This is a genomic window from Pseudomonas sp. GQ91 (assembly GCF_059758795.1).
Genome location: NZ_JCAXED010000001.1, coordinates 363,347 through 389,537, shown reverse-complemented (window position 1 = coordinate 389,537; position 26,191 = coordinate 363,347). Strand labels below are relative to the sequence as shown.

The 26,191-nt window shown below is 60.7% G+C and carries 21 protein-coding genes and 1 pseudogene; 20 read left to right on the top strand and 2 right to left on the bottom strand.

Annotation, left to right across the window (positions count from 1 at the left end; translation table 11 throughout):
• The first annotated feature begins 99 nt into the window (after window positions 1-99).
• From AC6CIA_RS01425 to AC6CIA_RS01395, 7 genes and pseudogenes are all read left to right on the top strand, one after another.
• Window positions 100-321 carry a PLDc N-terminal domain-containing protein gene (locus AC6CIA_RS01425; RefSeq protein ID WP_498310297.1) on the top strand — a complete coding sequence of 74 codons (222 nt, stop codon included), beginning with the start codon at window positions 100-102 and terminating at the stop codon, window positions 319-321.
• Window positions 322-335: 14 nt separating this feature from the next.
• Window positions 336-851, top strand: a complete 516-nt coding sequence (locus AC6CIA_RS01420) for a hypothetical protein (protein WP_498310296.1) — start codon at window positions 336-338, stop codon at window positions 849-851.
• An 8-nt stretch (window positions 852-859) separates the two neighbouring features.
• Window positions 860-1,300, top strand: a pseudogene (locus tag AC6CIA_RS01415) (DUF421 domain-containing protein); the annotation flags it as partial.
• Between the two features lie 448 nt (window positions 1,301-1,748).
• Complete coding sequence (locus AC6CIA_RS01410; protein WP_498310295.1) at window positions 1,749-3,119, top strand: iron-containing redox enzyme family protein; 1,371 nt, start codon at window positions 1,749-1,751, stop codon at window positions 3,117-3,119.
• A gap of 19 nt (window positions 3,120-3,138) precedes the next feature.
• Window positions 3,139-4,119 (top strand): methyltransferase, encoded by a 981-nt coding sequence (locus AC6CIA_RS01405; protein ID WP_498310294.1) that lies wholly within the window; start codon window positions 3,139-3,141, stop codon window positions 4,117-4,119.
• 6 nt (window positions 4,120-4,125) lie between these two features.
• Window positions 4,126-5,241 (top strand): carboxylate-amine ligase, encoded by a 1,116-nt coding sequence (locus tag AC6CIA_RS01400; protein ID WP_498310293.1) that lies wholly within the window; start codon window positions 4,126-4,128, stop codon window positions 5,239-5,241.
• Between the two features lie 89 nt (window positions 5,242-5,330).
• A complete protein-coding gene (locus tag AC6CIA_RS01395) occupies window positions 5,331-5,831 on the top strand; it encodes a CinA family protein (protein WP_498310292.1) in 501 nt (166 codons plus the stop codon).
• A 108-nt stretch (window positions 5,832-5,939) separates the two neighbouring features.
• Here AC6CIA_RS01395 and kdgR read toward each other — a convergent pair whose 3' ends face one another.
• Complete coding sequence (gene kdgR / locus AC6CIA_RS01390; RefSeq protein ID WP_498310291.1) at window positions 5,940-6,722, bottom strand: DNA-binding transcriptional regulator KdgR; 783 nt, start codon at window positions 6,720-6,722, stop codon at window positions 5,940-5,942.
• Between the two features lie 152 nt (window positions 6,723-6,874).
• Here kdgR and AC6CIA_RS01385 point away from each other — a divergent pair, with 152 nt between their 5' ends.
• The 8 genes from AC6CIA_RS01385 to AC6CIA_RS01350 all read left to right on the top strand — a co-directional run bounded on the left by AC6CIA_RS01385 (window position 6,875) and on the right by AC6CIA_RS01350 (window position 16,985).
• Window positions 6,875-7,876, top strand: a complete 1,002-nt coding sequence (locus AC6CIA_RS01385; protein WP_498310290.1) for a sugar kinase — start codon at window positions 6,875-6,877, stop codon at window positions 7,874-7,876.
• Between the two features lie 4 nt (window positions 7,877-7,880).
• A complete protein-coding gene (manD, locus tag AC6CIA_RS01380; protein ID WP_498310289.1) occupies window positions 7,881-9,092 on the top strand; it encodes a D-mannonate dehydratase ManD in 1,212 nt (403 codons plus the stop codon).
• Between the two features lie 54 nt (window positions 9,093-9,146).
• Window positions 9,147-10,178, top strand: coding sequence for a Zn-dependent oxidoreductase (locus tag AC6CIA_RS01375; protein ID WP_498310288.1), 1,032 nt, complete (start codon window positions 9,147-9,149; stop codon window positions 10,176-10,178).
• Between the two features lie 77 nt (window positions 10,179-10,255).
• Complete coding sequence (locus tag AC6CIA_RS01370; protein ID WP_498310287.1) at window positions 10,256-11,545, top strand: MFS transporter; 1,290 nt, start codon at window positions 10,256-10,258, stop codon at window positions 11,543-11,545.
• Between the two features lie 12 nt (window positions 11,546-11,557).
• Window positions 11,558-13,012, top strand: a complete 1,455-nt coding sequence (locus AC6CIA_RS01365; protein WP_498310286.1) for a mannitol dehydrogenase family protein — start codon at window positions 11,558-11,560, stop codon at window positions 13,010-13,012.
• 1 nt (window position 13,013) lies between these two features.
• On the top strand, window positions 13,014-14,249 hold the full coding sequence (gene uxuA, locus AC6CIA_RS01360) for a mannonate dehydratase (protein ID WP_498310285.1): 1,236 nt from the start codon (window positions 13,014-13,016) through the stop codon (window positions 14,247-14,249).
• A 157-nt stretch (window positions 14,250-14,406) separates the two neighbouring features.
• A complete protein-coding gene (locus AC6CIA_RS01355; RefSeq protein ID WP_498310284.1) occupies window positions 14,407-16,266 on the top strand; it encodes an ABC transporter ATP-binding protein in 1,860 nt (619 codons plus the stop codon).
• Between the two features lie 98 nt (window positions 16,267-16,364).
• Entirely contained in the window at window positions 16,365-16,985 is a 621-nt protein-coding gene (locus AC6CIA_RS01350; RefSeq protein ID WP_339533246.1) for a TetR/AcrR family transcriptional regulator, read from the top strand.
• A gap of 38 nt (window positions 16,986-17,023) precedes the next feature.
• Here AC6CIA_RS01350 and AC6CIA_RS01345 read toward each other — a convergent pair whose 3' ends face one another.
• Window positions 17,024-18,484, bottom strand: coding sequence for an efflux transporter outer membrane subunit (locus tag AC6CIA_RS01345; protein WP_498310283.1), 1,461 nt, complete (start codon window positions 18,482-18,484; stop codon window positions 17,024-17,026).
• 234 nt (window positions 18,485-18,718) lie between these two features.
• Between AC6CIA_RS01345 and AC6CIA_RS01340 the strand changes: the two genes are divergently transcribed.
• The 5 genes from AC6CIA_RS01340 (at window position 18,719) to AC6CIA_RS01320 (ending at window position 26,158) form a co-directional block, all read left to right on the top strand.
• Window positions 18,719-19,828: an efflux RND transporter periplasmic adaptor subunit gene (locus tag AC6CIA_RS01340; RefSeq protein ID WP_498310282.1), complete on the top strand. Its 1,110-nt coding sequence runs from the start codon at window positions 18,719-18,721 to the stop codon at window positions 19,826-19,828.
• The gene (locus tag AC6CIA_RS01335) at window positions 19,825-22,905 is read left to right on the top strand and encodes an efflux RND transporter permease subunit (protein ID WP_498310281.1); all 3,081 of its coding nucleotides are present in this window, start codon (window positions 19,825-19,827) and stop codon (window positions 22,903-22,905) included. The genes AC6CIA_RS01340 and AC6CIA_RS01335 overlap by 4 nt, the downstream gene beginning before the upstream one ends.
• 57 nt (window positions 22,906-22,962) lie before the next feature.
• On the top strand, window positions 22,963-24,246 hold the full coding sequence (fabF, locus tag AC6CIA_RS01330; protein WP_498310280.1) for a beta-ketoacyl-ACP synthase II: 1,284 nt from the start codon (window positions 22,963-22,965) through the stop codon (window positions 24,244-24,246).
• Window positions 24,247-24,555: 309 nt separating this feature from the next.
• The gene (locus AC6CIA_RS01325; protein WP_498310279.1) at window positions 24,556-24,873 is read left to right on the top strand and encodes a helix-turn-helix transcriptional regulator; all 318 of its coding nucleotides are present in this window, start codon (window positions 24,556-24,558) and stop codon (window positions 24,871-24,873) included.
• Window positions 24,866-26,158 carry a type II toxin-antitoxin system HipA family toxin gene (locus AC6CIA_RS01320; RefSeq protein WP_498310278.1) on the top strand — a complete coding sequence of 431 codons (1,293 nt, stop codon included), beginning with the start codon at window positions 24,866-24,868 and terminating at the stop codon, window positions 26,156-26,158. The genes AC6CIA_RS01325 and AC6CIA_RS01320 overlap by 8 nt, the downstream gene beginning before the upstream one ends.
• Window positions 26,159-26,191 lie beyond the last annotated feature (33 nt).

The following is a 26,191-nucleotide window of genomic DNA, read 5'->3' as shown; positions in this document are numbered from 1 at the left end:
GTCTGCCGGTGCAGTTCAACGCGTTCGTCTTGAAGCTAACAAATAATGAACCCCGCCCGTGTATCCACAACCTAAAGGTACATAACTTGGAGGTGCACCATGCAAACCACTTATTTTTGGATCGGCTTGGCAGTTCTCCTGGTAGTGCTCGACCTGTGGGTCATCAATAGCTTATGGCGAAGCGACAACACACGGGGAAGCAAAGCGCGGTGGACCGCAGTCGTCGTGTTAGTGCCATATTTAGGCGCGGCAATATGGGCCGTTGCCGGCCCGCGCGGTGTCACCAAGGGCCCGTCCTCGCCTGAACACAGTAAGGGCTGAGCCGGGAATCCGATATGAAGAGGCCAGACCCTAGCGACCTGCATAGCCGTGACTATCCAGTGCAAGAAGACATGGCGTTGCAACGCAAGGTCTGGCGCTTCGAGCGATTGGGCTGGTATGTGCTGGTTGTGCTGATCGGGCTGACGTTGGCCGGATTGTTCTCAAAGGGACCTCTGAGCACCACGCAGGCGCGCAGCGCTGATGGACAACTGCGGGTGGAATACCAACGGTTCGCGCGCAATGGTTCTTCCAGTGCGCTGGTGATTTATATGCAAGGTAAAGCGCGAGCGCCCCTTGAGGTCGAGATCAGCGGCGAGCTGCTACGCGGTTTCGATATCGAAATGCTGCAGCCTCAACCACTCAAGGCGAGTACTGCCGGTGAGGGCATGAGGCTGTGGGTGCTGAGCGACAACGACGGACGCGCGGTATTGCACGTGTCTTTGCGCAGCGATGGCGTGGGCAGTTTTGATACTCGGGTCTCGCTGGAAAAAGGGGCTGGCGTGCGCCTCTCTCAATTCATTTATCCCTAGGGGCAACTATGGATTCAGTCTTGCGTGCGGCCGCCATTTACCTGGTGTTGATGATCCTGTTCAAAATTGGCGGCAGGCGTTCCTTGGCGGAACTCACCACCTTCGACCTGGTGTTGTTGATGGTTATCGGTGAAGCGACCCAGCAGGCGTTGTTGGGTGATGATTTCTCCTTGACCAACGCGATTTTGGTCATCGTCACGCTGATCGCTATCGATATTGGCTGTTCGCTGGTCAAGCAGCGTTCGAAGTGGTTTTCGCGTCTGCTCGACGGTGGGCCGACCGTATTGGTCGAACATGGGCAGGTGCTCTACAAACGCTTGAAACAGGCGCGAGTGGATGAAGACGACATTCTTGAAGCGGCCCGGTCCGCCCAGGGCATTATTGAGATCAAACAGATCAAGTTCGGGATCCTTGAGCGCAACGGAAAAATTTCAATCATTCCTTATGAATCTGCCGATGAATCCACTCGGGACACTCGCGCAAAGTTGCCGGAAAAGAGCGTCGGAGAGGGGCTCACCGACGATCAGCGGGTTTCCAGGGAAGGTGAGGGCGAGCAGGCACCGAACGATAAAGGGGCGCGGGTGAGGCCGGGCCCGGAAGATGAACATCGCTTGAAACCCTGACCCTACCTGGCGCCAAGGCGTGGGTTGCAAACCCTTGGTCAGGGTACGGCGCACGCCGATGGAATTATTCCGTAGCGGGTTGCTCTCTCCTATTAGAGGCACGAAAGACGTCCAGCAATAAGCACGCGGGCGTCGATTGCCCGAATATGAACATGCCGCTGGAGCCTGCCATGCCTGCATTGCCTGATTGCATTTACTGCCTGTTTTCTTCACATGTACCCAGCGTGTGCTCACCTGTCGATAGGTGTCTGGTGCGCCATCAAAGGAGCGTCTCATGACCGTCTTCCAAGCCCTGCACGGGGCACCCGGCCAGTTGCAGGATGAGGGACCATTGCTCAGCGTGTATCAGCGTTTACTCACCGGGTCGGATCCTGAATCCGTGCAACTGGCGATGGACTTCCTGCAGGCGCAACTGGACCTGGTCGGTGGCGCTGACGCCGTGCAATTGCCCGAATCCCCAGACCAGTTAATGAACTGGGTCGAACACAACAGCGCCGCCGTTGCGCAGGAATATGCGCAGTACCTGCAAGGTCGGCAGCACGGCAATGGCCGCCGTTATTTTCAAGGCAAAGCCCACGCACTGTACTTCCTGCAGTGCGTGGCACCGACCAAACAAGTGGATGGTGCCTGGCTCTACGGGGTCCTCGCGCACTGGCGCGATTACCGCTACGACGGGCTCTTGACCACCTATCTGGAAGAACTCGGCGATGGCGAGCCGGCGCAGAACCATGTTGCGATCTATCAACGGCTGCTGGCCGAGCATGGTTGCGAAGGCGATTTCGACTGGCAAGATCAACACTTCCACCAAGGCGCCCTCCAATTGGCGCTCGGTCAGGGCGCCCATGCCTATATGCCGGAAATCCTCGGCTACAACCTGGGTTATGAACAACTGCCGCTGCACCTGCTTATTTGCGCCTACGAACTCAAGGAACTGGGTATCGATCCCTACTATTTCAGCCTGCATGTGACCATCGATAACGCCAGCAGCGGGCACGCCCGTCGAGCCGTGCAGGCCGTTCTCGAGTTGATGCCTCGCGGCATGGACGCAGCGGACTATTGGCAGCGGGTAGGGCGCGGATATCGCTTGAACGACCTCGGAGTAAGCTCGACCGCGGTGATTCAGGCGTTTGACCTGGAACGCGAACTGGTGGCGATGCTTGAACGCAAGCGCCCCTTCGCTCAGCACATGCATTCCGATTATTGCCGCTTCGAGGGCAAGAGCGTCAATCAGTGGCTGGCGCAGCCCGGCCAGATGCGCGGGTTTTTGCAAGCGCTGCAGGACAAGGGCTGGATCAAACGGCACCAGAATCCGCAAGACAGCCGTTTCTGGCAACTGATCGAAGGTGCGGGCGCCGCCATGTTTGGTGTGTTCAGCGGTTATGAAAAACAGTTGCTGCGCGATTGGATCGCGGGGGATTGGCGCGAGGTCGAAAGCGCTACTCGCCGCCGTCCGGTGCACCAGGTTGCGTCGGACGACCTGCCGGACGACCCGGAAACCCGCGCCCTGCGCAAGGCCCTGGCGCGGCAGCCGGTCGAACAACAGTTGGCCCTGCTGTTACCGTGGCTGGGTCCTCACCGCCATCATCGTCCCGCCGGCCTGTTCGCCACCCGGCACTTTATTGAACTGCGCGCAGGCATGCGCTGACCGACAAGGAAACCCGTCCATGGTCGACTCAACCCTGTGTTCCCCGCCCCCTGTGTCATCGGCGCAGTCGCGTGCCGATCAGGCGCTACTGCACCTTGGCCGGCGGCTGCAGGCGGATGGATACCGCTTCATTACACCCACGCCCTTGACGCACCAGCGGGTCAATACACGTGCGCACAACACTTCAGCCCGGGACATGCGCGGGATTTTCGGCTGGTCGCGTCCCTTTGACCCTGATGTGTTCGAGGCGGCCGAGTGGCTGGAGCTGCAACAGAGCGGAATCATTGTCAAGGCGCACGGACGTTGGCACAGCACTGTGCGCTGGTCGACCCTGGGCCCACTGCTGCTGGCGCATTCGGCGTATCCCACGGATGACGCCGATTCAGTATTTTTCGGCCCCGACACCTACCGCTTCGCCAGCGTGATTGAGGAATGCCTGTGCCAGCGCTTCGCGCCCATCCGCCGCGCGGTGGACATCGGCTGCGGTTCGGGCGCCGGAGCCGTGCTGGTGGCGCGTGGCCGACCTGAAGCCGAGGTGCTGGCGGTGGACATCAACCCGCGGGCGCTGCGCCTGAGCGCGGTTAACGCGGAATTGGCCGAAGTGCGCAACGTCAGTGTCTATCACAGTGATGTGCTCGACAGCGTCGACGGCCGCTTTGACCTGATCCTGGCCAACCCGCCCTACATGAAGGACGGCCAGCAGCGAGCCTACCGTCACGGCGGCGGGGCGCTGGGTGAAGCGCTGTCGTTGCGCATACTGCAAGAGGCGCTGCCACGCCTGGAGCGCGATGGCACCTTATTGCTCTACACCGGCGTGGCGATGGTCGATGGCCGCGATCCGTTCCTGGAAGCCGCCCGCAGCGTGTTGACCGACGACGCCTTTGGCTGGACCTATCGCGAACTGGACCCCGACGTGTTCGGCGAGGAGCTGGAAAAACCCGGCTACGAGCGCGTCGAACGCATCGCCGCTGTAGCCCTGACCGTCACACGCCTGAACTGATCGTTCATGGACGATTTGCAGCGCTTCGGCATTGAAGAAGAGTATTTCATCACTGATCTGCTTAGCCGGAGCATGGTTGCCGAACCGTCCGCGCCAGTGCTGCAAGCCTGTCGCGAGGCGTTTGGCGAAGGCTTTGCCTATGAAATGTTCCAGGGCCAGATTGAGGTGGCGTCGCCGGTGTTTGACCAAGCCGCACAAGCTGCCGCCTATCTTGGCCGAGTGCGCCGCGACCTGAGCCAGGCGCTTGCCGAATTCGGCCTGGGGTTTATCTGCAGCGGTACACATCCACTGGCCGACTGGCAGGCACAACGCGCTACGGACCAACCCCATGTCCAGCAGTTGTTCGAGGATTTTGCCCTCGTCGCGCAGCGCAGCGTGCTCAGCGGCCTGCACGTGCATGCGGAAATTGCGCCGGGTATCGACCGGATCGCGGTGATGAACGAGTTGTTGCCCTGGCTGCCGATGCTGCTGGCCCTGAGCGTTTCTTCGCCGTTGTGGCGGGGCCAGCCGAGCGGTTATTGCAGTTATCGGCAGACGGCCTGTGACGAATGGCCACGCATGGGCGTGCCCGAGTATCTGCCGGATGAGCGCAGCTTTCAGCATTACCTGGATGTGCTGAAACGCAGCGGCGCGGTGGCCAAGGATGCGAACATTTGGTGGGGCTGCCGTCCTTCATCAAAGTACCCGACGCTGGAGCTGCGCATGACTGACGCCTGCCCCCGGCTGACGGACGCCCTGGCCCTGGCCGGGCTGTTTCGGGTGATGATCCGGCATGCGTGCCGGTTGCCGAGTCCCGGTAATCAATACAGCCTCGAGCGCCATTGGTTATTCAAGGAAAATCGTCTTCAAGCCCGGCGTTGGGGTTCCCATGGACGCTTCGTGCTGGCGTCCGATACGGCGGCGATTTCGCTCCAGCAATGGCTGGCGTTGGCGGAACAAAGGTTCGGTGAAACTGCGCGTGCATTGGGCGAGGAGGGCGTATTTGCCCAGGCCCGGCAGTTGCTGGACGACGGAACCAGCGCCGAGCGTCAATTACGCTGTTTCGCGGCAGGCACCGCGCCTGCCCACGAGCGTTCGCAGGCGGTGGTTGACCTGTTGCTGGCAGAGAGCGGCGCCGGCTGAGGACAATTGGGGTTTGAATTTCTCTACAGACCAAGCTTTCTTTACAGGAAGCGAGTAGAAACAGGCTGCTTCGTGCAGGGAGGATGATCATGTCGGTTGCCGCTTCCACCATCGATTACCTTAAACACCATCGTCTGGTACTCACGACTGCCGAGTCGTGTACCGCCGGGAGTATTATCACGTTGCTTTCGGCGGTGGAGGGCGCAGGCTCCTGCATCGAAAGCGGGTACATTGTCTATTCGCCGGAAGCCAAGCAACGCTTGTTAAAGGTGCGCGCCTACACCCTAGAAACCTTCAACCTCACCAGCTGCGAAGTCGTACGAGAGATGGCGCAGGGAGCATTGGCCGACAGTCCGGCAGATGTCGCCGTGGCCACTACGGGCATACTGGGTCCCCGGAGCGTCGACGGAATACCGCCGGGAACCGTTTGTTTTGCCTGGGCCTTTCGTACCGGGCAATGCCTCAGTGTATTCAGTCGAAAAGAGCGCTTCATGGGGGCTCGTGAGCACGTTCAACTCTCCGCGGCTATGCATGCCTTGCAGTGGTTGCCGCATTTTCACCAGCGTGCGATGGCGGGTGAGCAGGGTTAGCAAGGAACAGGGCAATTTGGCAGGCGCTGCGAAAGTGCGAGGCTTTTACCCGGCGTTCAATTGCCCGCCTTGCCACGTTCCGGTAGCTCCTCCGGTAACGGTGGTGCTTCAACGCGGATGCCAACCCAACTGACTGGAGATCTGTTGCGTAGCCGCCATCAACTGCTTGATGTAGTCCTGCTTCAATTCTTCCCTGAAGCGAAAACACGGAAAGGAAACACTCATCCCCCCGATCACATGGCCAAAACGGTCCCGAATCGGTGCGGCCAGGCAGCGCATGTTGTCTTCGAACTCTTCATGGTCCTCGGCATAGCCTTGCTGGCGAACGGTCTGCAACTCCTGCAGATACGCCTTGGCACTGGTCAAAGTATTAGCCGTGCGGCGCTCGAAGGTTTCTTGTGCCAGGTGCGCCAGCAATTCTTCTTCCTCGAGCCAGGCCAGAAGCACTTTGCCGATACCGGTGCAGTACAACGGTGCCCGTCGGCCGATGCGCGAATACATGCGCAGGTTGTACTTGGAGTCGATCTTGTGCACGTAGACGATGCTGCCTTCGTCGAGAATCCCCAGGTGGACGGTCTCGCCCGTCAGCTCGTTGATCCTGCGCATCCCAGGTTCCGCTTCGCGGACGATGTCCAGGTGGGGCAGGGCCTGGGCGCCCAACTCGAACAGCCGGACGCTAAGGCGATAGCGATCCTCGGCATCCTGCTGCACATACCCACGTGCCTTGAGCGACTGCAAGAAGCGGTAAACGGTGGCCTTGGACATGTCCAGTTTGTGGGCGATTTCCGAGACGCCGCTTTCTTCCGGATGCTCGGCCAGAGCCTCGAGCACGGCCATGGTCCGGCCGACCGCAGACACCAGATCGTTGTTTGGGATGACGCTGTTGTCCATGAAGGCTCCAACGTGAAAGTAAAACCCAAGGATATACGCAAGTAGAACAAAACGCTGTTTCATTTTTGCTTGACGAGGCGAGAAATCTGACTAGACTCGGGCTCTGCAAGAAAAATGAAACGCCGTTTTAAAAACAACAAAGGCGCGTGATTATGGATATAACGCTTAGCCATGGCCCGGATACTCCTTTCGCCCGTCCGCTGAAGGTGGCGTTGGTGGGCGAATGCATGATCGAGATGCGTGGTGAGCCAGGTGCCGCGATCACGCAAACTTTCGGTGGCGATACGCTCAATGCTGCGGTCTACCTGGCGCGATTGAGTCCGCGGGCCACGGTGGCTGTGGATTACATGACGGCCATTGGCAGTGATGCGTTCAGCGTGGCCATGCGTCAGTCCTGGCAAGAGGAAGGCGTCGGTGCTGCTCATGTTCGGGTGCACGAAGACGCGTTGCCGGGGCTGTATTTCATTCAGACCGATCCATATGGCGAGCGGCGTTTTCTCTACTGGCGCGGGGAAGCGGCGGCACGGCGGATGTTCGAGGGGCCAGGGGCCGATGCGTTGCTCGATGCGTTGGCCGATTACGATTACATCTACCTGAGTGGCATCAGCCTGGCGATCTTGACGTCAGAAGGGCGCGGGCGCCTGTTCCAAGCCTTGCAGATGGCCCGGCGAGCGGGCACGCGGATCGTCTTCGACAACAACTACCGTCCCCACCTTTGGCCCGATCCTGAAACGGCTCGGCAGGCCCATCGCGACCTGTTGCGCCTGACCGACCTGGCCCTGATCACCTGGGAAGATGACCGCCTCCTGTTCGGTTATCGCGACGCTGAAGCCTTGTTCATTGACTATGCCCAGGCGGGCATCGGCGAAGTAGTCCTCAAGCGCGGCGCCGCTAGCTGCTTGATCCAGTGTTCGTCAGGGCGTTTCGAAGTACCTGCGCAAACCGTCGCCCACGTCATCGACACCACCGCTGCCGGTGATTCGTTCAGCGCTGCCTACCTGGCCTGCCGCCTGCGTGGCGGCGATCCGGAGCAGGCCGCTCGCTGGGGTCATCGCCTGGCTGCCCAGGTTGTCCAGTACCGAGGCGCGCTGATTCCCCAGGCGGCCATGCCGAAGATGGGCGCGTCCTCACTTCCTTCTATTGCACAGGCCTGACTTTATGAAAATCGTTGAAGCGCGCGTTATCGTTACCTGCCCGGGCCGCAACCTGGTCACCTTGAAAATCGTCACTGACGAAGGTATCCATGGCATCGGCGATGCGACGTTGAATGGTCGCGAACTGGCGGTCGTCGCTTATCTGGAAGAACACGTCCTTCCCGCGCTGATCGGCCGCGACGCCCATCGCATCGAGGACATCTGGCAGTACCTGTATCGAGGCGCCTACTGGCGCCGGGGGCCGGTGACCATGACGGCCATCGCCGCCGTCGACGTGGCGCTCTGGGACATCAAGGCCAAGGCCGCGAACATGCCGCTGTACCAGTTGCTGGGCGGCAAGAGCCGTGAACGTGTGATGGTCTACGGGCATGCCACCGGCAAAGACATCGAAGGGTGCCTGGACGAAGTCGCCCGTCACGTCGAACTGGGCTATAAAGCCGTGCGGGTGCAATGCGGTGTGCCCGGCATTGCCACTACCTATGGGGTCGCTAAGCGCAGCGGCGAGCGCTATGAGCCGGCCGACAGCGACCTGCCCGCCGAACATGTCTGGGACACCGCCAAATACCTCAACTACGTACCCAAGCTGTTTGCCGCCGTGCGCGAGCGCTTTGGTGATGACCTGCATATTCTCCATGACGTCCACCATCGCCTGACGCCCATCGAAGCCGGACGCCTGGGCAAGGCCGTGGAGCCGTACAACCTGTTCTGGCTCGAAGACTGTACGCCCGCCGAAAACCAGCAGAGCTTTCGCCTGATCCGCCAGCACACCACCACGCCGCTGGCGGTTGGCGAGGTTTTCAACTCTATCCATGACTGCCGTGAGTTGATCCAGGAGCAGTTGATCGACTACATCCGCACGACGCTGGTGCATGCCGGCGGTATCACCCATGTGCGGCGCATCGCCGATTTCGCCGCGCTGTTCCAGGTGCGCACCGGTTTTCACGGTGCTACCGACCTGTCGCCGGTGTGTATGGGGGCGGCGCTGCACTTCGATACGTGGGTGCCCAACTTCGGCATCCAGGAACACATGCCCCACGAAGACCGCATCGATGCAGTCTTCCCCCATGCCTATCGCTTTGAGGATGGCCACTTCACGCCGGGCGAAGCGCCTGGGCATGGCGTCGATATTGATGAAAACCTCGCCCGCCAATACCCCTACAAACGCGCCAGCCTGCCGGTCAACCGTCTTGAAGACGGCACACTCTGGCATTGGTGAAACGCTTGCGACCCTTTGAGTAAACGGGGCGAGCGTCCCGTCAGGAGTGATCCGATGAAAGCTTTCCAAGTAAGAGCACCTTTCGAGTTCGGGCTGGCTCAGGTCGAGCGACCTCAGGTCGCCCGCGGCGAGGTCCAGGTCGACGTGGCTTATGCCGGCATTTGTGGGTCGGACATGCACATCATTCATGGGCAGAACGCATTCGTGCGTTTTCCGCGAGTCACCGGCCATGAGTTTTCCGGTGTGATCCGGCACCTCGGTGAAGGTGTAGAGCACTTCAAGGTAGGCGACCGGGTGTGCATCGATCCGGTGATCAGTTGCGGCACCTGTTATCCCTGTCGCATTGGCCGGCCCAATGTCTGCACGCGGCTGCAAGTGATCGGTGTGCACCGTGACGGCGGCTTCAGCGAGCAGGTTTGCGTACCGGTCGAGAATGTCCACCGCTTGCCCGACTCGATGCCCCTCAGCCATGGCGCCCTGGTAGAGCCTTATTCCATTGCCCTGAACGTGCTCGACCGCATGCAGCCCCAACCTGGCGACAGCGTGTTGATCTACGGTGCCGGGGTGATCGGCCTGACCCTGGTGCAGATGGCCCGGGCGTTGGGACTGACTGACATCACCGTGACCGACGTCATTGACAGTCGCCTGGAGACGGCCCGGGCGCTGGGCGCCAGCCGGACTCTCAACGGCCAGCAGGTCGATGTCGAAGTCGTGATGCGTGAATTGACCCAAGGTGAAGGGGTGCCGTTGATCGTCGATGCCGCCTGCATTCCGGCATTGATGCCACAAATGGTGCGCCTGGCCTCGCCGGCCGGTCGTATCGGATTGTTGGGCTTCAATGCCACGCCCAGTGATCTGGTGCAGTTGGAAGTGATCAAGAAAGAGCTGACCTTGGTCGGTTCGCGGCTCAACAACCGCAAGTTTCCCCAGGTGATCGAACTCATCGCCGGCGGCCAATTGCAGGTCCAGGATCTGATCAGTCATCGCGTCACCTTCGACGAAATGCCCGGCGCCATCGACCTGATCGAGAAACACCCCGAGCAAACCCGAAAAGTGCTGGTGGAGCTGACGAACGCCCATCAATGAACCGTCTGTAGCACCGTTTCAGCGTGCCTGTCATGGGCACCCTCACCGAATAAACACAACAAGCGGGAGGCTCCACCATGTTTGGTCAAGGACGTAGCTTAATTATCATCATGCTGTTCCTGGCAGGGGTCATCAACTACCTGGACCGGTCGGCATTGTCTGTGGCGGCGCCTTTCATCCAGCAGGACTACGGTCTGAGCACGGGTGAAATGGGCATGATCTTCAGCAGTTTTTTCGTCGGCTATGCGGTCTTCAACTTCATCGGTGGCTGGGCTGCCGACCGCTACGGCGCCAAGACCACCTTGCTGTTAGCCATGGTCTTGTGGTCGCTGTTCAGTGGCCTCACGGTGTTGACGGTGGGCTTTGCCTCGCTGGTGCTTATCCGGATCCTGTTCGGCATGGGCGAAGGACCGCTGAGCGTGACCACCAGCAAGATGGTGAACAACTGGTACACCCCCAAGCGGCGAGCCCGTGCCCTCGGCGCTTCAATGTCCGGCACGCCGTTGGGCGGGGCGATTTCCGGCCCGGTAGTGGGCTTTATCGCCATCACCTACGGCTGGAAGGTGTCGTTCATCATCATTATGTTGATTGGCCTGATCTGGGCGGCGATCTGGTACAAGTTCGTCAAGGAAAAGCCCGAAGGCGAGGGCGCCGAGGACATCCTGCGGGCCGAGGGACAGAGCGAGTTGGCGGCGCAACCGGTGCTCGCCCTGCGTTTTTACCTCAAGCAACCAACGGTGCTGTTCACCTCCTTGGCGTTCTTCTCCTATAACTACACGCTGTTCTTCTTCCTGACCTGGTTCCCCAGCTACCTGACCATGGCCCATGGCCTGAACGTCAAGGACATGAGCATCGCCACGGTTATCCCCTGGCTGCTGGGGTTCCTGGGACTGGCACTGGGTGGGTTCATCTCCGACTTCGTGTTCAAGAAGACCGGGCAGATCATGTTTTCGCGCAAGGTCGTGCTGGTGACCTGCCTGCTGGCCTGCGCCGGTTGCATCGGCATCGCCGGGGTGGTGAAGACCTTGTATCCCGCCGTCATTCTGGTAGCCCTGGCAGTATTTTTCCTCTACCTCACCGGGGCGATCTACTGGGCGATCATCCAGGACACCGTGCCCGCGGCGCGGGTAGGCGGGGTAAGCGGCTTCATGCATTTCCTGGCCAATACGTCGGGCATCATCGGGCCGACCCTGACCGGGTTCATCGTCCAGTTCACCGGCTCGTTCACCAGCGCCTTCCTGCTGGCGGGCTTGCTGACGGTCATCGGTGCGCTGTGTGTGGCGCGTTACGTCAAACCGCTGGCCGTGGCGGGTGTCGCTCCGCAGGCTGCCGGCGCCCAGGCGCGTCCAGCCCTGAATCATCCCTGAAGGAGGAGACTCATGTCGCTTATCCAACGGCTCCCCGCCACGGGCCAGGCCCATGCGATCGGGATCGTGCATCTGGGCCTGGGAGCCTTTCATCGGGCTCATCAGGCGGTCTATTTGCAACGTCATCTCAATCGTCACGGCACGAGCGAATGGGGACTGTGCAGTGCCAACATTCGCTCCAACCGGGCTCTGGTCGAACAATTGCGCGACCAGCAGGGTCGCTACCATGTGGCCGAATACCCTGATAGTGAGCACGTGGTACTGCGGGAAATCAACGTACTGTGCGAAGCCTTGTACGCGGGTGTTGATGCCAATGAACTTGAACAGCTGTTGCAGCGCATGGCTGCGCCACACACTCGCATCGTGACCCTGAGCGTTACTGAAAAAGGCTACTACCTGAACCCCGCCACCGGGCAGCTGCGCGAGGACGATCCGGCCATTGCCCACGACCTGGCGCACCCCCAAGCGCCCGGCACCGCGCCAGGCATCGTCCTGGAAGCATTGCGTCGCCGCCGCGCCGCCGGTGTCGCGCCGTTTACCGTGCTGTGTTGTGACAACATGCCGGACAACGGGCAACGTACACGTCAGGCGGTCAGGGCCTTGGCGGCGGCGCAGGATGCGCAACTGGCCTCGTGGATCGATCAGCAAGTGGCTTTTCCCAATGCAATGGTCGACCGGATCGTGCCGGCCATGGATGACGCCGCGTTTGCGCGACTGGGCCAGGAACTTGACTGCCATGACCCGGCGGCAGTGGTCTGCGAGAGCTTTAGCCAGTGGGTCATCGAAGATCACTTCCCGCTCGGGCGTCCCGATTGGGAAGAAGAGGGCGTGCAAATGGTCCGCGACGTGCGTCCGTTCGAAACGATGAAATTGCGCATGCTCAATGGCAGCCACTCCCTGTTGGCCTACGTTGGACTGCTGGCCGGACACGAGACCGTGAGCCAAGCGATGGACGACGAGGACCTGGCGGCGCTTATCCAGCGTTACATGACGCGTGAGGCCGCACCTACCCTGGACATGCCCGAGAACATAGATCTCGACTGCTATGCCAATGACCTCCGGGCCCGGTTTGCCAACGACAGCCTGCAACATCGCCTGCGCCAGATTGCTATGGATGGTTCGCAAAAGTTGCCGCAGCGCTGGCTCACGGGCGCACAACGCTTGTTGGATGAAGGTCGTAGCCTTGCCTGCACAGCTCTGGGCGTGGCGGCCTGGATTCATTACTGCGTGACAAGCCCGACCGTTGACGACCCGATGAGCGCCACGTTCGCCGCACTGGCGACCCGCTCCCCAGGTACGCGACAGGTAGAGGCCTTCCTTGATCTGAATGAAGTTTTCCCCGTTGCCTTAGCCGACCGCGGCGCGTTTCGTGATGCGGTACAACGGGCCTACGAAGAGCTTTGTCGCGATGGAGTCCGCAGTATGTTGAACCGCCTTCGGATACAAGACATTGCACAAGGAAAATGACATGGAACATACCTGGCGCTGGTTCGGCCCGAAAGACCCGATTTCCCTGGCCGATATTCGACAAACCGGTGCGACCGGGATCGTCACGGCCCTGCACGAGATTCCCAACGGCCAGGTCTGGCCGGTGGAAGCTATCGCGGCCCGCAAGCACATGATCGAAGCCGCGGGCCTGAGCTGGTCGGTGGTGGAGAGTATCCCGGTCCACGAGGACATCAAGCGCGGCTGCGGCCGGCGCGACGAATACATTGCCCGTTACCAGCAAAGTCTGCGCAACCTCGCGACCTGCGGTATCGATATCGTCTGCTACAACTTCATGCCGGTGCTGGACTGGACCCGCACCGACCTGGCCTGGAGGCTCGAGGATGGTGGCTGGGCGCTGCGTTTCGATCAGACTGCCTTCGCCGCGTTCGACCTGTTTATTCTGCAGCGCCCAGGAGCGCAAGACGAATACAGCGACGACGATATCCAGCAGGCTCAAGCCTATTTCCAAACCCTGACACCCACCGCCCGCGAGAGGCTGGTCAATACCTTGATCGCCGGCTTGCCGGGTGCCGAAGAGCATTACAGCCTGGATGATTTTCGCGCGTTGCTGCGCACCTATGCAGGCATCGATGAGGCTCGGCTGCGTGAGCACCTGGGATATTTCCTGCGTGCGGTGATCCCCGTCGCCGAGGCGGCAGGCGTGCGCATGGCGATCCACCCGGACGACCCGCCCCGGGCACTGCTGGGGTTGCCGCGCATTCTCTCGACGGCCGAGGATGCGCAATGGCTGCTGGACGCAGCGCCAAGCCCGGCCAATGGCTTGACATTCTGCACTGGCTCCTATGGTGTGCGAGAAGACAACGACCTGGTGGCGATGATCCGGCGTTTTGCGCCGTTCATCTATTTCACTCACCTGCGCTCAACCCGGCGGGAAGCCGATCCTCGCAGCTTCCACGAAGCCCATCACCTGGGCGGCGATGTCGACATGGTCGGGGTGATCGACGCGCTGGTGAAAGAAGAGTTGCGACGCGAACACGTAGGCGGGCCGCGGCTGCCACTGCGGCCCGATCATGGGCACCAGTTATTGGACGACCAGCACCGCCAAAGCAACCCTGGATATTCCCTGCTCGGTCGTCTCAAGGGGCTGGCGGAAATAAGGGGAGTGGAGCTGGCGGTTCGACGGCAGCTGACTGACCTTTCTGAAAATACCACGAGCCGCTGGGGTTCTCTGAGTGATAGTAGAAAGTCAAATTAGCCCTGCCGAACGGGTCTGCCAACGTAGGTTACCCCCACACACGGCAAGCCAACGCTCAGGGTAATTTGCCAACGGCGTAGGACCTCGACATTTCAAAACGCTCAAAGCAGGCGTTCAATGGCAGAATCTCCTTAACTTGATCGTTTTGGAGACCACCATGCTGCGTGCATTTGAACGAAGGCTCGACCCTTTTCCTCCTGACCAGGCGCCACCGCCGCCTGCCGGCCTGGCGCAATTCCTGTGGGCCTGCACGCGGGGCGCCCGCGGTTACATCCTTGCGCTTGCGCTACTCAGTGCCGCTGTATCGATTTACGAAGCCTGGCTGTTTGCCTTTCTCGGGCAGGTCGTTGACCTGCTTTCGACCTGGCAGGCAGGCGGGGATGCGGCTGCGCAGGAAAGTCGCGTGTTGTGGGGCATGGGCATCGTAATGGTGGCCAGTGTCGGGCTGGTGGCGTTGCGCACAATGGTGCAGCACCAAATATTGGCGATCAACTTGCCGTTGCGGCTGCGCTGGGACTTCCATCGCCTGATGTTGCGGCAGAGTCTTTCGTTCTTTTCCGATGAGTTTTCCGGCCGAGTCACTACCAAGGTGATGCAGACGGCGCTAGCCGTGCGCGACGTGCTATTCACCTTTATCGAAATCGCCCCCGGGATCGGGGTGTATTTCGTCGCGATCATCGCACTGGCCGGCGGCTTCGCTCTGAAACTGATGCTGCCTTTCATTGCCTGGGTCGTGTTGTTCGGGCTGGCCATGCTGTACTTCGTGCCTCGTCTGGGGAAGGTCGGGCAGGAACAAGCCAATGCGCGGTCGATGATGACCGGGCGTATCTCGGACGCCTACACCAACATCACTACGGTGAAGCTGTTTTCCCACTCCAATCGTGAGGCGCACTTCGCACGTGCGGCGATGGAGGATTTCAAGCAAACCGGCTTTCGCCAGATGCGCCTGGTAAGCCAGTTCGAGATCGTCAACCAGGCGTTGGTGGTGGCGTTGATCATGGCGGCGGGGGGTTATGCTCTGTGGCTATGGCATCAGGGTGAGGTCGGCGCGGGTGCCGTGGCGGCAATCACGGCCATGGCGTTGCGTATCAACGGCATGTCGCACTGGATCATGTGGCAAATGTCCTCGCTGTTCGAGAACATCGGCACCGTACAGGATGGCATGGCGACCCTGACCCAGGGCTCCAAAGTGCAGGACGCGCCGGACGCGGGCCTGTTGGTGACCTCCGGCGGCGCGGTAACCTTCGATAATGTGAGTTTCAACTACAATGGCGAACGTCAGGTGCTCGATAACCTGAGCCTGAACATCCGCCCGGGCGAAAAAATCGGCCTGGTGGGCCGTTCTGGCGCCGGCAAATCCACACTTATCAACCTGCTGCTGCGCTTCTATGACGTAGACAGCGGGGAGATTCGCATCGACGGCCAAAACATCGCTCAAGTGACGCAAGAGAGTCTGCGTAGCTCCATCGGCATGGTCACGCAGGATACCTCCCTGCTGCATCGTTCAATTCGCGATAACATCGCCTACGGCCGTCCCGATGCGACCGATGCGCAAATCCGCAGCGCCGCGGCCAGTGCCCAGGCCGATGAGTTCATCAGCCAACTGAGCGACCGGCAAGGTCACACTGGCTACGACACCCTTGTGGGTGAGCGCGGCATCAAGCTGTCGGGCGGCCAGCGCCAACGCGTCGCAATAGCCCGGGTGATGCTCAAGAACGCACCGATCCTGCTTCTTGATGAAGCGACCAGTGCGCTGGATTCGGAAGTCGAAGTCGCCATTCAGGAAAGCCTCGATGAAATGATGCAGGGCAAGACCGTGATCGCCATCGCCCACCGGCTGTCTACGATTGCGGCCATGGACCGGCTCATCGTCATGGACGAAGGACGCATTATTGAACAGGGTACCCACGCCGAATTACTGGGGAAAAACGGCGTCTATGCACAGTTGTGGCAGCATCAAAGCGGTGGATTCCTGGGCGAGGACAAGGGAGTGGCCGAGGTTATGGATCAGCTGTGAAACCCACTGTGGGGCAGGCCCGAAGCGTTGTTTTTTGTGTCTGTTTGGAAAGTTGGTCGCAAATTGTCAAGCACCTTTGAGATGAGTAAGCTGAATCCATGAACCAGCCATCAATACCATCGTCCGGCCTGCGCGGTCCTGCGGATCATGACATTCGAGACCAGATTGTCGCGGCGGCCAACGAGCATTTCGGTCAATACGGTTACGCTAAAACCACGGTTTCTGATTTGGCAAAGGCCATCGGGTTCTCCAAGGCGTATATCTACAAATTCTTTGATTCCAAGCAGGCGATCGGTGAAGCCATCTGTACCCATTGCCTCGCCGAGATCATTTCGGCCGTGGAACAGGCTATCAATGTAGAGGGTATCTCGCCGACGGAGCGCTTTCGACGCTTGGTCAAAACCTTGGTCAGCACAGGCGTGAACCTGTTTTTCAATGAGCGGAAACTCTACGATATAGCGGCCTTTTCCGCCTCGGAACGCTGGCCGAGTTCGCAAGTCTATGACGCGAAAATCAAGAGCTTTGTGCTGCAAATCGTGCGGGAGGGGCGTGAGGCAGGTGAGTTCGAACGCAAGACACCGCTGGACGAAACCGTAGAGTCAATACATTTTGCCTTGCGGCCATTCGTCAATCCTTTGCTATTACAGTACAGCCTTGACTTCGTCGAAGAGGCCCCGGCGCTTACCGCCAACCTCATCTTGCGTAGCCTCATGCCTTGAGCGCCTGCTGACGACGGCCAGTCCTGCTCAACTGCGCGTCATCGAATGACCACGGGGCGGGTTTCTGGGGGTTGCCAGCCACCACCGAGCGCTCTGAACGCCGCGACCGCTGCCCGCGCCGAGTCCGTTCGCGCTTGCGCTCGGGCATCCGATGCCTGCAGCAGCGTCTCGTCGGCATTCAGGACATCGATCAAGCTGGCGGTGCCTTTCTGATAAGCAATAAACGACGATTGGCGAGCCTGGGTCAGAGACGCTTCTCCCCTGGAGAGGGTAGTGGCCTGGTTTTCGCGATTCGCCATGGCGGAGAAAGCGTTCTCGACATCCTCGGTGGCGCGTAGGACGGACTGACGGTAAGCGGCGAGGGCTTCGGCTTCCTGGCCCTTGGCTTGCTCGATTTGCGCGTTGATGCGGGCAAAATCGAAGAGTCGCCAGCGCAGACCCAGTACGCCTGCCGTCTGGCTGGCGCCGCTGCTGAAAAGGTTGCCGCTGGATACGGCCGTGGCGCTCCCTAGCAATGCACTGAGGGAGAATTGCGGATAATACTCGGCGATTGCCTCCCCGATGCGTGCGTTCGAGGCCTCCAGGCGGCGCTCGGCCGCAATGATATCTGGCCGGCGGCGCAGCAGATCGGCCGGCGAGCCCATCGTCGTTATCTGTGGCGCAATTGGAATGCCTTGCGCATTGGCCAGTTGCGCACGGTGGGTGCCTGGCGGCGCACCGAGCATCACATCCAGTGCGTTCATGGCGGCATCCAGTCCGGTCCGCAGGGCCGGCACTGTTGCCTGGACCTGCGCCAGCGAACCCTCTGTCTGGCGAACCTGATAGTCGGCTGCAAGGCCCTTGCTATAGAGCAATTGGACTTTCTCCAACAGGTCCTGTTGGGTTTTGACTTGGCGTTTCGCAATGTCCAGCCGGGTCTGCAATCCGCGCACAGTGACGTAGATATCGGCGGTTTGGGCTGCAACCGCCAACCGCGTGGCGGCGGCCCCTGCCTCGCTGGCCTGGTACTCGGCCCGTGCGGCCTCGCGTCCGCGTCGCAGTCCGCCAAAGAGGTCCACCTCCCAGCTGGCATCGAGGTTGAGCGCGTAGGCGTTTCCGTGCCGAGCATAGCCGGGTGTTGCATTCAGCACTTGGCCAAGTGGCGTTTCAATTGACTGGTAGGCGCGTGCGGCTTGTCCGCTGATGTTTCCTGAGGGCCGCAAGGCGGCATTTGCCGCACCCAGGCCTGCCCGTGCCTGCGCGACCCGCGCCGAGGCCTGAGCCAGGTCCAGGTTCTGCTCAAGGGCCCGGGTGATGAAGTGGGTCAGGGTTGGGTCACCGAAACCTTCCCACCAGACTGCCAGGTCGGCTGGCGTCGCTGCGGACCGTTGTTCCACAGAAGGCTGACCCAAATAACGATCCGAAAGCGGAGCGTCCGGGCGATGGTAGTCCGGACCGACCGCGCAACCAGCCATCAAGCTGGCGCTCACCCAAAGAGCCACGGCGCGCAGGGAAGACATTAGAGTTCCTTGAAGCGAGTCTGAGATGTGACCATATTACTTATTGGTCACTTTATGTCAATTGACGTTCATAAGTTAAAGACGCCGAGAGGCGTATAGGGATCCCAACAACAACTGGGCGAAGCAGCGCATGCTCGATTTACGCGGCTGGGCGTATCACTTATGTGACTATTGACATGATTGGTCACCGGAATGAGAATATGATTTCCATCATATTTATTGAGTAGGGAACCTATGCGCCTGCTTCGACCTGTCATCATCGCCGGTTGCTTGTTGCCTCTCGTCCTGACGGCGTGTGGTGACTCTTCTATTGTGAAAGACCCGCGCACGCTTGCCCCTTTGGTGCGGGTCGCGGCAGTTCAGGATTCGTCCGACACCTCGCGTGCTTTCATCGGCGTGGTGGCGGCACGGGTCCAGAGTGACCTGGGTTTCCGGGTCTCGGGCAAGGTCCTCGAGCGCCTGGTGGATGCCGGCCAGACGGTTAAACGCGGTCAAGCGCTGATGCGCCTCGACCCCGTTGATCTGGGGTTGCAGGCGCGAGCACAGCAAGAGGCGGTCGCCGCCGCCAAGGCCCGAGCCAAACAGACCGCAGATGACGAGGCGCGCTACCGTGACCTGGTGGCCGCCGGCGCTATTTCCGCCTCCGGCTACGACCAGATCAAAGCCGCAGCCGATACCGCGCAGGCGCAACTCAACGCCGCGCAAGCCCAGGCAGATGTGGCCCGTAACGCGACGGGCTATGCCGTGCTGCTGGCCGACGCTGATGGCGTAGTAATGGAGACGCTGGTGGAGCCCGGGCAAGTGGTTAGCCCTGGGCAGGCCGTGGTTCGACTGGCGCGGGCCGGGCAGCGCGAGGCCATCGTGCAACTGCCCGAGACGCTAAGACCCGCGGTAGGGACAACCGCGCAGGCGACGCTGTATGGCGACACCTCGGGTGCGGTCACCGCAACGCTGAGGCTGCTTTCCGACTCGGCGGACCGCGTGACACGGACCTTTGAGGCGCGCTATGTGCTTGAGGGCGCGTTGGCGAATGCGCCGCTGGGAGCGACCGTCACCCTGCGGATCGCCGAAGGCGAGACCCGGCGGCAGGTGCTGCAAGTGCCAATCGCAGCGGTGTATGACCCGGGCAAGGGCAGCGGCGTGTGGGTTATCACCGGCGAGCCTGCGAAAGTCACCTGGCGACCCATCCAGGTCCTGGGCTTGAGCGACGACGCCGCGCGCGTCGCTGGCGATCTCAAGGTGGGTGAGCGGATTGTCGGGCTAGGCGCGCATTTGCTACGCGAAGGCGAGGAAGTGAGGCTGGCTCAAAGCGGCGATGTGAAGGTTGCCGGGGGCGATCAATGAGCCTCAATTTATCCGCTCTCGCTGTTCGCGAACGCTCTATCACCGTGTTTCTGATCTTCCTGATCGCGGTCGCCGGCACCCTGGCGTTCTTCCAGCTTGGGCGCGCCGAGGATCCTCCGTTTACGGTCAAGCAATTGACTGTCATCACCGCATGGCCGGGCGCGACGGCCCAGGAGATGCAGGATCAGGTGGCCGAACCGCTGGAAAAACGCCTGCAAGAACTCAAATGGTATGACCGTACGGAGACCTACACCCGTCCCGGTCTCGCGTTCACCATGGTCTCGCTGGTCGATCGCACGCCGCCCTCACAAGTGCAGGAGGAGTTCTATCAGGCGCGCAAGAAGCTCGACGATGAGGCCGCGAGGCTGCCAGCGGGCGTTATCGGGCCGATGGTCAACGACGAGTTTTCCGACGTGACCTTTGCATTGTTCGCGCTGAAAGCCAAGGGCGAGCCGCAGCGACTGCTGGTGCGAGATGCCGAAGCGCTGCGCCAGCGTCTATTACACGTGGCAGGTGTGAAGAAGGTCAACATCATCGGTGAGCAGGCCGAGCGCATCTTTGTGTCGTTCTCCCATGATCGGCTGGCCACTTTGGGTGTCTCGCCGCAGGACCTCTTTGCCGCGCTGAACGGCCAGAACCTGCTGACACCCGCCGGCTCTATCGAAACCAACGGTCCGCAGGTCGTGCTGCGGGTGGACGGTGCCTTGGATAAGTTGGCGAAAATCCGCGATACGCCCCTGACGATACAGGGGCGGACGCTGAAGCTGTCGGACGTGGCGACGGTCGAGCGCGGCTACGAAGATCCGGCCACTTTCCTTGTACGCAATGACGGCGAAGAGGCTCTGTTGCTGGGGATCGTGATGCGTGAGGGCTGGAACGGACTGGACCTGGGCAAGGCGCTGGACGCCGAGACCAGTAAAATCAATCAAGGCATGCCGCTGGGCATGACGCTGACCAAGGTCACCGATCAATCGGTGAATATCGACTCGGCCGTCGGCGAGTTCATGATCAAGTTCTTCGTCGCGCTGCTGGTGGTGATGCTTGTCTGTTTTCTCAGCATGGGCTGGCGGGTCGGTGTGGTGGTCGCGGCGGCGGTGCCGTTGACGCTGGCCGTGGTGTTCGTGGTGATGGCGGCCACCGGCAAGAACTTTGACCGTATCACCCTTGGTTCGCTGATCCTGGCGCTCGGGTTGCTGGTGGACGACGCGATCATCGCCATCGAAATGATGGTGGTGAAGATGGAGGAGGGCTACGACCGGATCAAAGCCTCCGCGTATGCGTGGAGCCATACCGCCGCACCGATGCTGTCCGGAACGCTGGTCACGGCGATCGGTTTCATGCCCAACGGCTTTGCGCAGTCGACCGCCGGCGAATACACCAGCAATATGTTCTGGATCGTCGGCATTGCCCTGATTGCCTCTTGGGTGGTCGCGGTGGCTTTTACCCCTTACCTGGGAGTGAAGCTGTTGCCGGAGATCAAGCAGGTCGAGGGTGGTCACGCGGCGATCTACAACACCTCGCATTACAATCGTTTTCGCCAGCTCCTGACGCGTGTCATTGCCCATAAATGGTGGGTGGCCGGTACGGTGATCGCGACGTTTGTGGTGGCGATTCTCGGCATGGGGCTGGTCAAGAAGCAGTTCTTCCCGACCTCGGACCGTCCGGAGGTGCTGGTCGAAGTGCAAATGCCCTATGGCACGTCCATCGAACAGACCAGCGCCACCACCGCCAGGGTCGAGGCCTGGTTGCACAAGCAGGAAGAGGCAAAAATCGTCACCGCCTACGTTGGCCAAGGCGCGCCGCGCTTCTACCTGGCGATGGCGCCGGAGCTTCCTGATCCATCGTTCGCCAAGATTGTGGTGCTGACGGACAGCCAGGAGGCTCGTGAAACTCTCAAGTTCCGCCTGCGCGAAGCGGTCGCCGAAGGGCTCGCTCCGGAGGCGCGGGTGCGGGTGACTCAGTTGGTGTTCGGTCCTTACTCGCCATTCCCGGTTGCCTATCGGGTGATGGGGCCGGATCCGTCAACGTTGCGCGAAATTGCCGATCAGGTACGAGATGTCATGCAGGCTAGCCCGATGATGCGCACCGTCAATACCGACTGGGGCCCGCTGACGCCGGCGCTGCATTTCAGTTTGGATCAGGATCGCTTGCAGGCGGTGGGACTGACCTCGAGTGCTGTCGCCCAGCAATTGCAGTTCCTGCTCGCGGGGGTGGCGATCACCGCGGTTCGCGAGGACATCCGCTCGGTGCAAGTGATCGGCCGTGCTGCCGGAGACATCCGTCTGGACCCGGCCAGGATAGAAGGCTTTACGCTGGTGGGCGCGGCGGGGCAGCGCATCCCGCTGTCGCAGATCGGCGAGGTCGATGTGCGCATGGAGGACCCGATCCTGCGGCGGCGTGATCGCACGCCGACCATAACCGTACGTGGTGACATCGCTGAAAACTTGCAGCCACCGGATGTATCGAGCGTGATCATCAAGCAACTGCAGCCGGTCATTGACAGTCTCCCTGACGGCTACCGGATCGAACAGGCCGGAGCCATCGAGGAGTCGGGCAAGGCCGGCAAGGCGATCGTGCCGCTGGTCCCGATCATGGTGGCGCTGACGCTGTTGATCATCATCGTCCAGGTGCGTTCGATCTCGGCCATGATCATGGTGTTCTTCACCGCGCCGCTGGGATTGATTGGCGTAGTACCGACCTTGCTGATATTCCAGCAGCCCTTCGGCATCAACGCCCTGGTTGGCCTGATCGCACTCTCGGGCATTCTGATGCGCAACACGCTGATTTTGATCGGGCAGATTCACCACAACACGCAAGAAGGGCTGGACCCGTTCCATGCGGTGATCGAGGCCACGGTGCAGCGGGCGCGCCCGGTGCTGCTGACGGCGCTGGCGGCCATCCTCGCGTTCATCCCGCTGACGCACTCGGTGTTCTGGGGGACGTTGGCCTACACGCTGATCGGCGGCACGTTTGTCGGCACCATCATGACGCTGGTGTTCCTGCCGGCGATGTATTCCATCTGGTTCAAGATCCGTCCCGACCAACAGGCTCGACCTGAAACAGCGAGGCTGGCGTAAGCCAGGCAAGCGCACGCCGCTGTCAGTGGAGATCGATTGAGAAATGAAGAGGTTCTTATGATTATTCCCCAAGCTCCAAAGCGAATTGTCGTCACTGGTGTAGGTATCGTCAGCCCGCTGGGCTGCGCGGTTGAAGAGGTTTGGCAGCGGTTGCTGGATGGACGCTCTGGTATTCGTCACCTGCCCGAGGAGATGACTCAGGGCACGGGTGTTGCGGTGGGTGGCCAGGTGCCGTCGCTGGAAGAGGACGCCACGGCGGGGTATGAGCCGGAGCGCTTCATATCGACCAAGGATCGCAAGAAGATGGATCGCTTCATCGAGTTTGCACTGGTGGCCGCCGATGAAGCTCTGGCACAAGCGGATTGGCATCCGACTGATGCCGCCGAGCAGGAACGCACCGCGACGATCATTTCCTCCGGTGTGGGCGGCTTCGGGGCGATTGCCGAGGCTGTACGCACCACCGATGCCCGTGGTCCGCGTCGCCTGTCGCCGTTCAGCGCGCCGGCCTTTCTCGCCAACATGGCGGCCGGGCACGTTTCCATCCGGCATGGTTTCAAAGGGCCGCTCGGTGCCCCCGTAACGGCTTGTGCCGCCGGGGTGCAGGCCATCGGCGATGCCGCCAGGCTCATCCGCAGTGGTGAGGCGGATATTGCCCTGTGCGGTGGTACCGAAGCGGCGATAGATCGTGTGACCCTGGGTTGTTTCGCGGCCGCCCGGGCACTCTCCACCGGATTTGCCGAGCATCCGCAGCAGGCGTCGCGCCCCTTTGATCGCGATCGTGACGGTTTTGTCATGTCCGAAGGTGCCGGTTTGTTAGTGATCGAGTCGCTGGAGCATGCGCTGGCGCGGGGCGCCAAGCCCCTGGCAGAACTGGTCGGCTATGGCACCAGTGCCGATGCCTATCACCTGACGGCAGGTCCGGAAGACGGCAACGGCGCGCGACGAGCCATGGAGCAGGCGCTGCGCCAGGCCAATGTCAGCCCCACCGATGTGCAGCATATCAATGCCCACGCCACCTCCACCCAGGTCGGCGACAGTGGGGAGCTGGCAGCAATTGGCTCGGTGTTCGGGCGTGACTCCGGCGTGGCGATCACCTCGACCAAATCCGCCACTGGGCATCTTCTGGGGGCGGCCGGAGGTATTGAAGCCATCTTTACGGTATTGGCGCTTCGCGACCAGGTGGTGCCCCCCACTTTGAATCTGCTCAATCCCGACGAGGCGGCTGACGGGCTTGATTTGGTCGGACTGAAGTCGCGGAAGATGCCAATTACCCACGCGCTCTCAAATGGCTTCGGGTTTGGCGGGGTTAACGCCAGCGTCCTGTTCCGCCGCTGGGTCTGACGTTCCCGCAGTTCTGGACGCGCGATAGAGAGGGAACGTAGCTTTCTGCTTGGCTATCTGATTTTGCCAGGCCTGCCCGGCCGGAAGGCAAGTCTGCACCCTTAATACGATGCTGAACGGCCCGAATAGTTTACACCGTCCGGGACGGTCTGCCTTTGCCGTGAGGATGGGTAAATCCATTAAATTGTGGTTACCGTCACTAATTAAGTGATAAGCCACAATATTAGGGAATTAAGTCGCTTGATAGGGCTGAGGGGTAATTCTATAATTTTGGGGGCTAACTGGCATATAACGGGCTAGGCACACACTATGTTGGATTTAAGCTTCAGCAAGCCGAGTGAGGTCGTCAAGCGTCTCTGCAATCGCTTGCGTACAGAGCGCTTGGCGCTGGACATGACACAAGCCGAGTTGGCCGGGCGTGCCGGCATCGGCACTAACACCGTGTCCAACCTTGAAGCCGGACGCAATGTTGGGTTCGAGAACGTGGTCCGGGTGGCGATGGCCCTGGGTCGAACCAAGGAACTCGACGGCCTGTTCCTGCCAAAGCTGGAAAGCATCGAGGATATTCGGCGCTACGAAAGCAGCGCCAATCGTCTCCGTACAAAGAGGAAGTCCGGCAATGCTTGAGCAGGTCAACATCTTCTACGAGGGCTGGGGTGAGCGCTGGCAATGGGGCACGCTGGTCTCCACGACTGCCCTGACCGGTCGCCCGCTGATCGTGTTCGAGTACAGCAACGAAGCCAGGCAGAGGGGCTTGGAACTGTCCTCCTACACGCTGCCGTTGGAGGGGGCCCAGTTGCGCCAAGATTTTCCAGACCACCAACTGTGCTTGCCGGGGCCTGTTTACGACTCGTTGCCGGATGGGTGGGGCATGTTGCTGATGGACCGTATGTTCAGGCGCCGCGGGCTCACCACGGCGCGCATTGGTTCACTGGCACGGCTGGCCTACATCGGGAGCAATGCGATGGGGGCCATGACGTTTGAGCCCGTGGCACCCGAAGGTCAGGCGTCTGAAATCCACGTCCCGCTGGAGCAGCTGGCCGTCGAAGTGCAGGAAGTGCTCCATGGAGACGGTGGCGAGTTCCTGCAGACGTTGCTGCAGGTGGGCGGCTCGCCTCAAGGTGCAAGGCCTAAGGTCCTCGTCTATCGCGACCCCGAAACTGGCGGGTTTACCACTGCCGTCACGCCGGGCTTTGAAGCATGGTTGATTAAGTTCCCGGCCAAAGAAGAACATGCCGAGGTGTGCGCTATAGAAATGGTCTATGCCGAGTGCCTGCGCATGTGCGGTATCGAGACCCCTGACACGCAGTATTTCAGTCTGCCCAACGGCTTGGCAGCGTTTGCCAGTAAGCGATTTGACCGCCGGGATGGTCTACGCGTACCCATGCAAAGCCTCGCAGCCTTCACTGGGGCAGACTACCGGTCTCCGGGGGTGTTGGACTACGTCAACTTCTTGCGGGCAACACAGATGTGTACCAACGACGTGCGAGGGATGGCAGTGGCCTTCGAACGTGCCGCCTTCAATGTTGCGTTCAACAACAGAGACGATCATCCCAAGAACTTTGCCTACATCATGTCGCAAGACGGTCAGTGGAGACTGTCGCCGGCTTACGACGTGACCTTCTGCGAGGGGCCAGGTGGATATCACCAGATGGATGTGATGGGGGAGGCCCTGTCGATTTCCCGCACGCAAATGCTTCGGCTTGCCGAGGAAGCCGAGGTGCCCCTGGACGTTGCCGGGAGAATGATTGACGGCGTTTGTGATGTGGCCAGCCGGTTTGCAACCATCGCCGAGAAGCTGCATCCAGGGCGAATTACTCAAGACACCTTGCGCACGGTCCAAGACCGCATCGACCAGAACGTGACTCGGCTACGCGGGCCGCGGTCGCCGCTGAAAATCGGGAGGAAATAGCGCGATCCGCTAATCCTCCCGTCGATCACCTGG

Excerpts from the sequence above, each read along its gene's own strand:
- AC6CIA_RS01345 (WP_498310283.1), bottom strand. The coding sequence starts at position 18,484 with ATGTCTTCCCTGCGCGCCGTGGCTCTTTGGGTGAGCGCCAGCTTGATG.
- AC6CIA_RS01410 (WP_498310295.1), top strand. The coding sequence starts at position 1,749 with ATGACCGTCTTCCAAGCCCTGCACGGGGCACCCGGCCAGTTGCAGGAT.
- AC6CIA_RS01385 (WP_498310290.1), top strand. The coding sequence starts at position 6,875 with ATGGATATAACGCTTAGCCATGGCCCGGATACTCCTTTCGCCCGTCCG.
- AC6CIA_RS01425 (WP_498310297.1), top strand. The coding sequence starts at position 100 with ATGCAAACCACTTATTTTTGGATCGGCTTGGCAGTTCTCCTGGTAGTG.
- AC6CIA_RS01325 (WP_498310279.1), top strand. The coding sequence starts at position 24,556 with ATGTTGGATTTAAGCTTCAGCAAGCCGAGTGAGGTCGTCAAGCGTCTC.
- AC6CIA_RS01395 (WP_498310292.1), top strand. The coding sequence starts at position 5,331 with ATGTCGGTTGCCGCTTCCACCATCGATTACCTTAAACACCATCGTCTG.
- AC6CIA_RS01335 (WP_498310281.1), top strand. The coding sequence starts at position 19,825 with ATGAGCCTCAATTTATCCGCTCTCGCTGTTCGCGAACGCTCTATCACC.
- AC6CIA_RS01405 (WP_498310294.1), top strand. The coding sequence starts at position 3,139 with ATGGTCGACTCAACCCTGTGTTCCCCGCCCCCTGTGTCATCGGCGCAG.
- AC6CIA_RS01340 (WP_498310282.1), top strand. The coding sequence starts at position 18,719 with ATGCGCCTGCTTCGACCTGTCATCATCGCCGGTTGCTTGTTGCCTCTC.
- AC6CIA_RS01365 (WP_498310286.1), top strand. The coding sequence starts at position 11,558 with ATGTCGCTTATCCAACGGCTCCCCGCCACGGGCCAGGCCCATGCGATC.
- AC6CIA_RS01420 (WP_498310296.1), top strand. The coding sequence starts at position 336 with ATGAAGAGGCCAGACCCTAGCGACCTGCATAGCCGTGACTATCCAGTG.
- kdgR (WP_498310291.1), bottom strand. The coding sequence starts at position 6,722 with ATGGACAACAGCGTCATCCCAAACAACGATCTGGTGTCTGCGGTCGGC.
- AC6CIA_RS01370 (WP_498310287.1), top strand. The coding sequence starts at position 10,256 with ATGTTTGGTCAAGGACGTAGCTTAATTATCATCATGCTGTTCCTGGCA.
- manD (WP_498310289.1), top strand. The coding sequence starts at position 7,881 with ATGAAAATCGTTGAAGCGCGCGTTATCGTTACCTGCCCGGGCCGCAAC.
- AC6CIA_RS01355 (WP_498310284.1), top strand. The coding sequence starts at position 14,407 with ATGCTGCGTGCATTTGAACGAAGGCTCGACCCTTTTCCTCCTGACCAG.
- AC6CIA_RS01350 (WP_339533246.1), top strand. The coding sequence starts at position 16,365 with ATGAACCAGCCATCAATACCATCGTCCGGCCTGCGCGGTCCTGCGGAT.
- uxuA (WP_498310285.1), top strand. The coding sequence starts at position 13,014 with ATGGAACATACCTGGCGCTGGTTCGGCCCGAAAGACCCGATTTCCCTG.
- AC6CIA_RS01375 (WP_498310288.1), top strand. The coding sequence starts at position 9,147 with ATGAAAGCTTTCCAAGTAAGAGCACCTTTCGAGTTCGGGCTGGCTCAG.
- fabF (WP_498310280.1), top strand. The coding sequence starts at position 22,963 with ATGATTATTCCCCAAGCTCCAAAGCGAATTGTCGTCACTGGTGTAGGT.
- AC6CIA_RS01400 (WP_498310293.1), top strand. The coding sequence starts at position 4,126 with ATGGACGATTTGCAGCGCTTCGGCATTGAAGAAGAGTATTTCATCACT.
- AC6CIA_RS01320 (WP_498310278.1), top strand. The coding sequence starts at position 24,866 with ATGCTTGAGCAGGTCAACATCTTCTACGAGGGCTGGGGTGAGCGCTGG.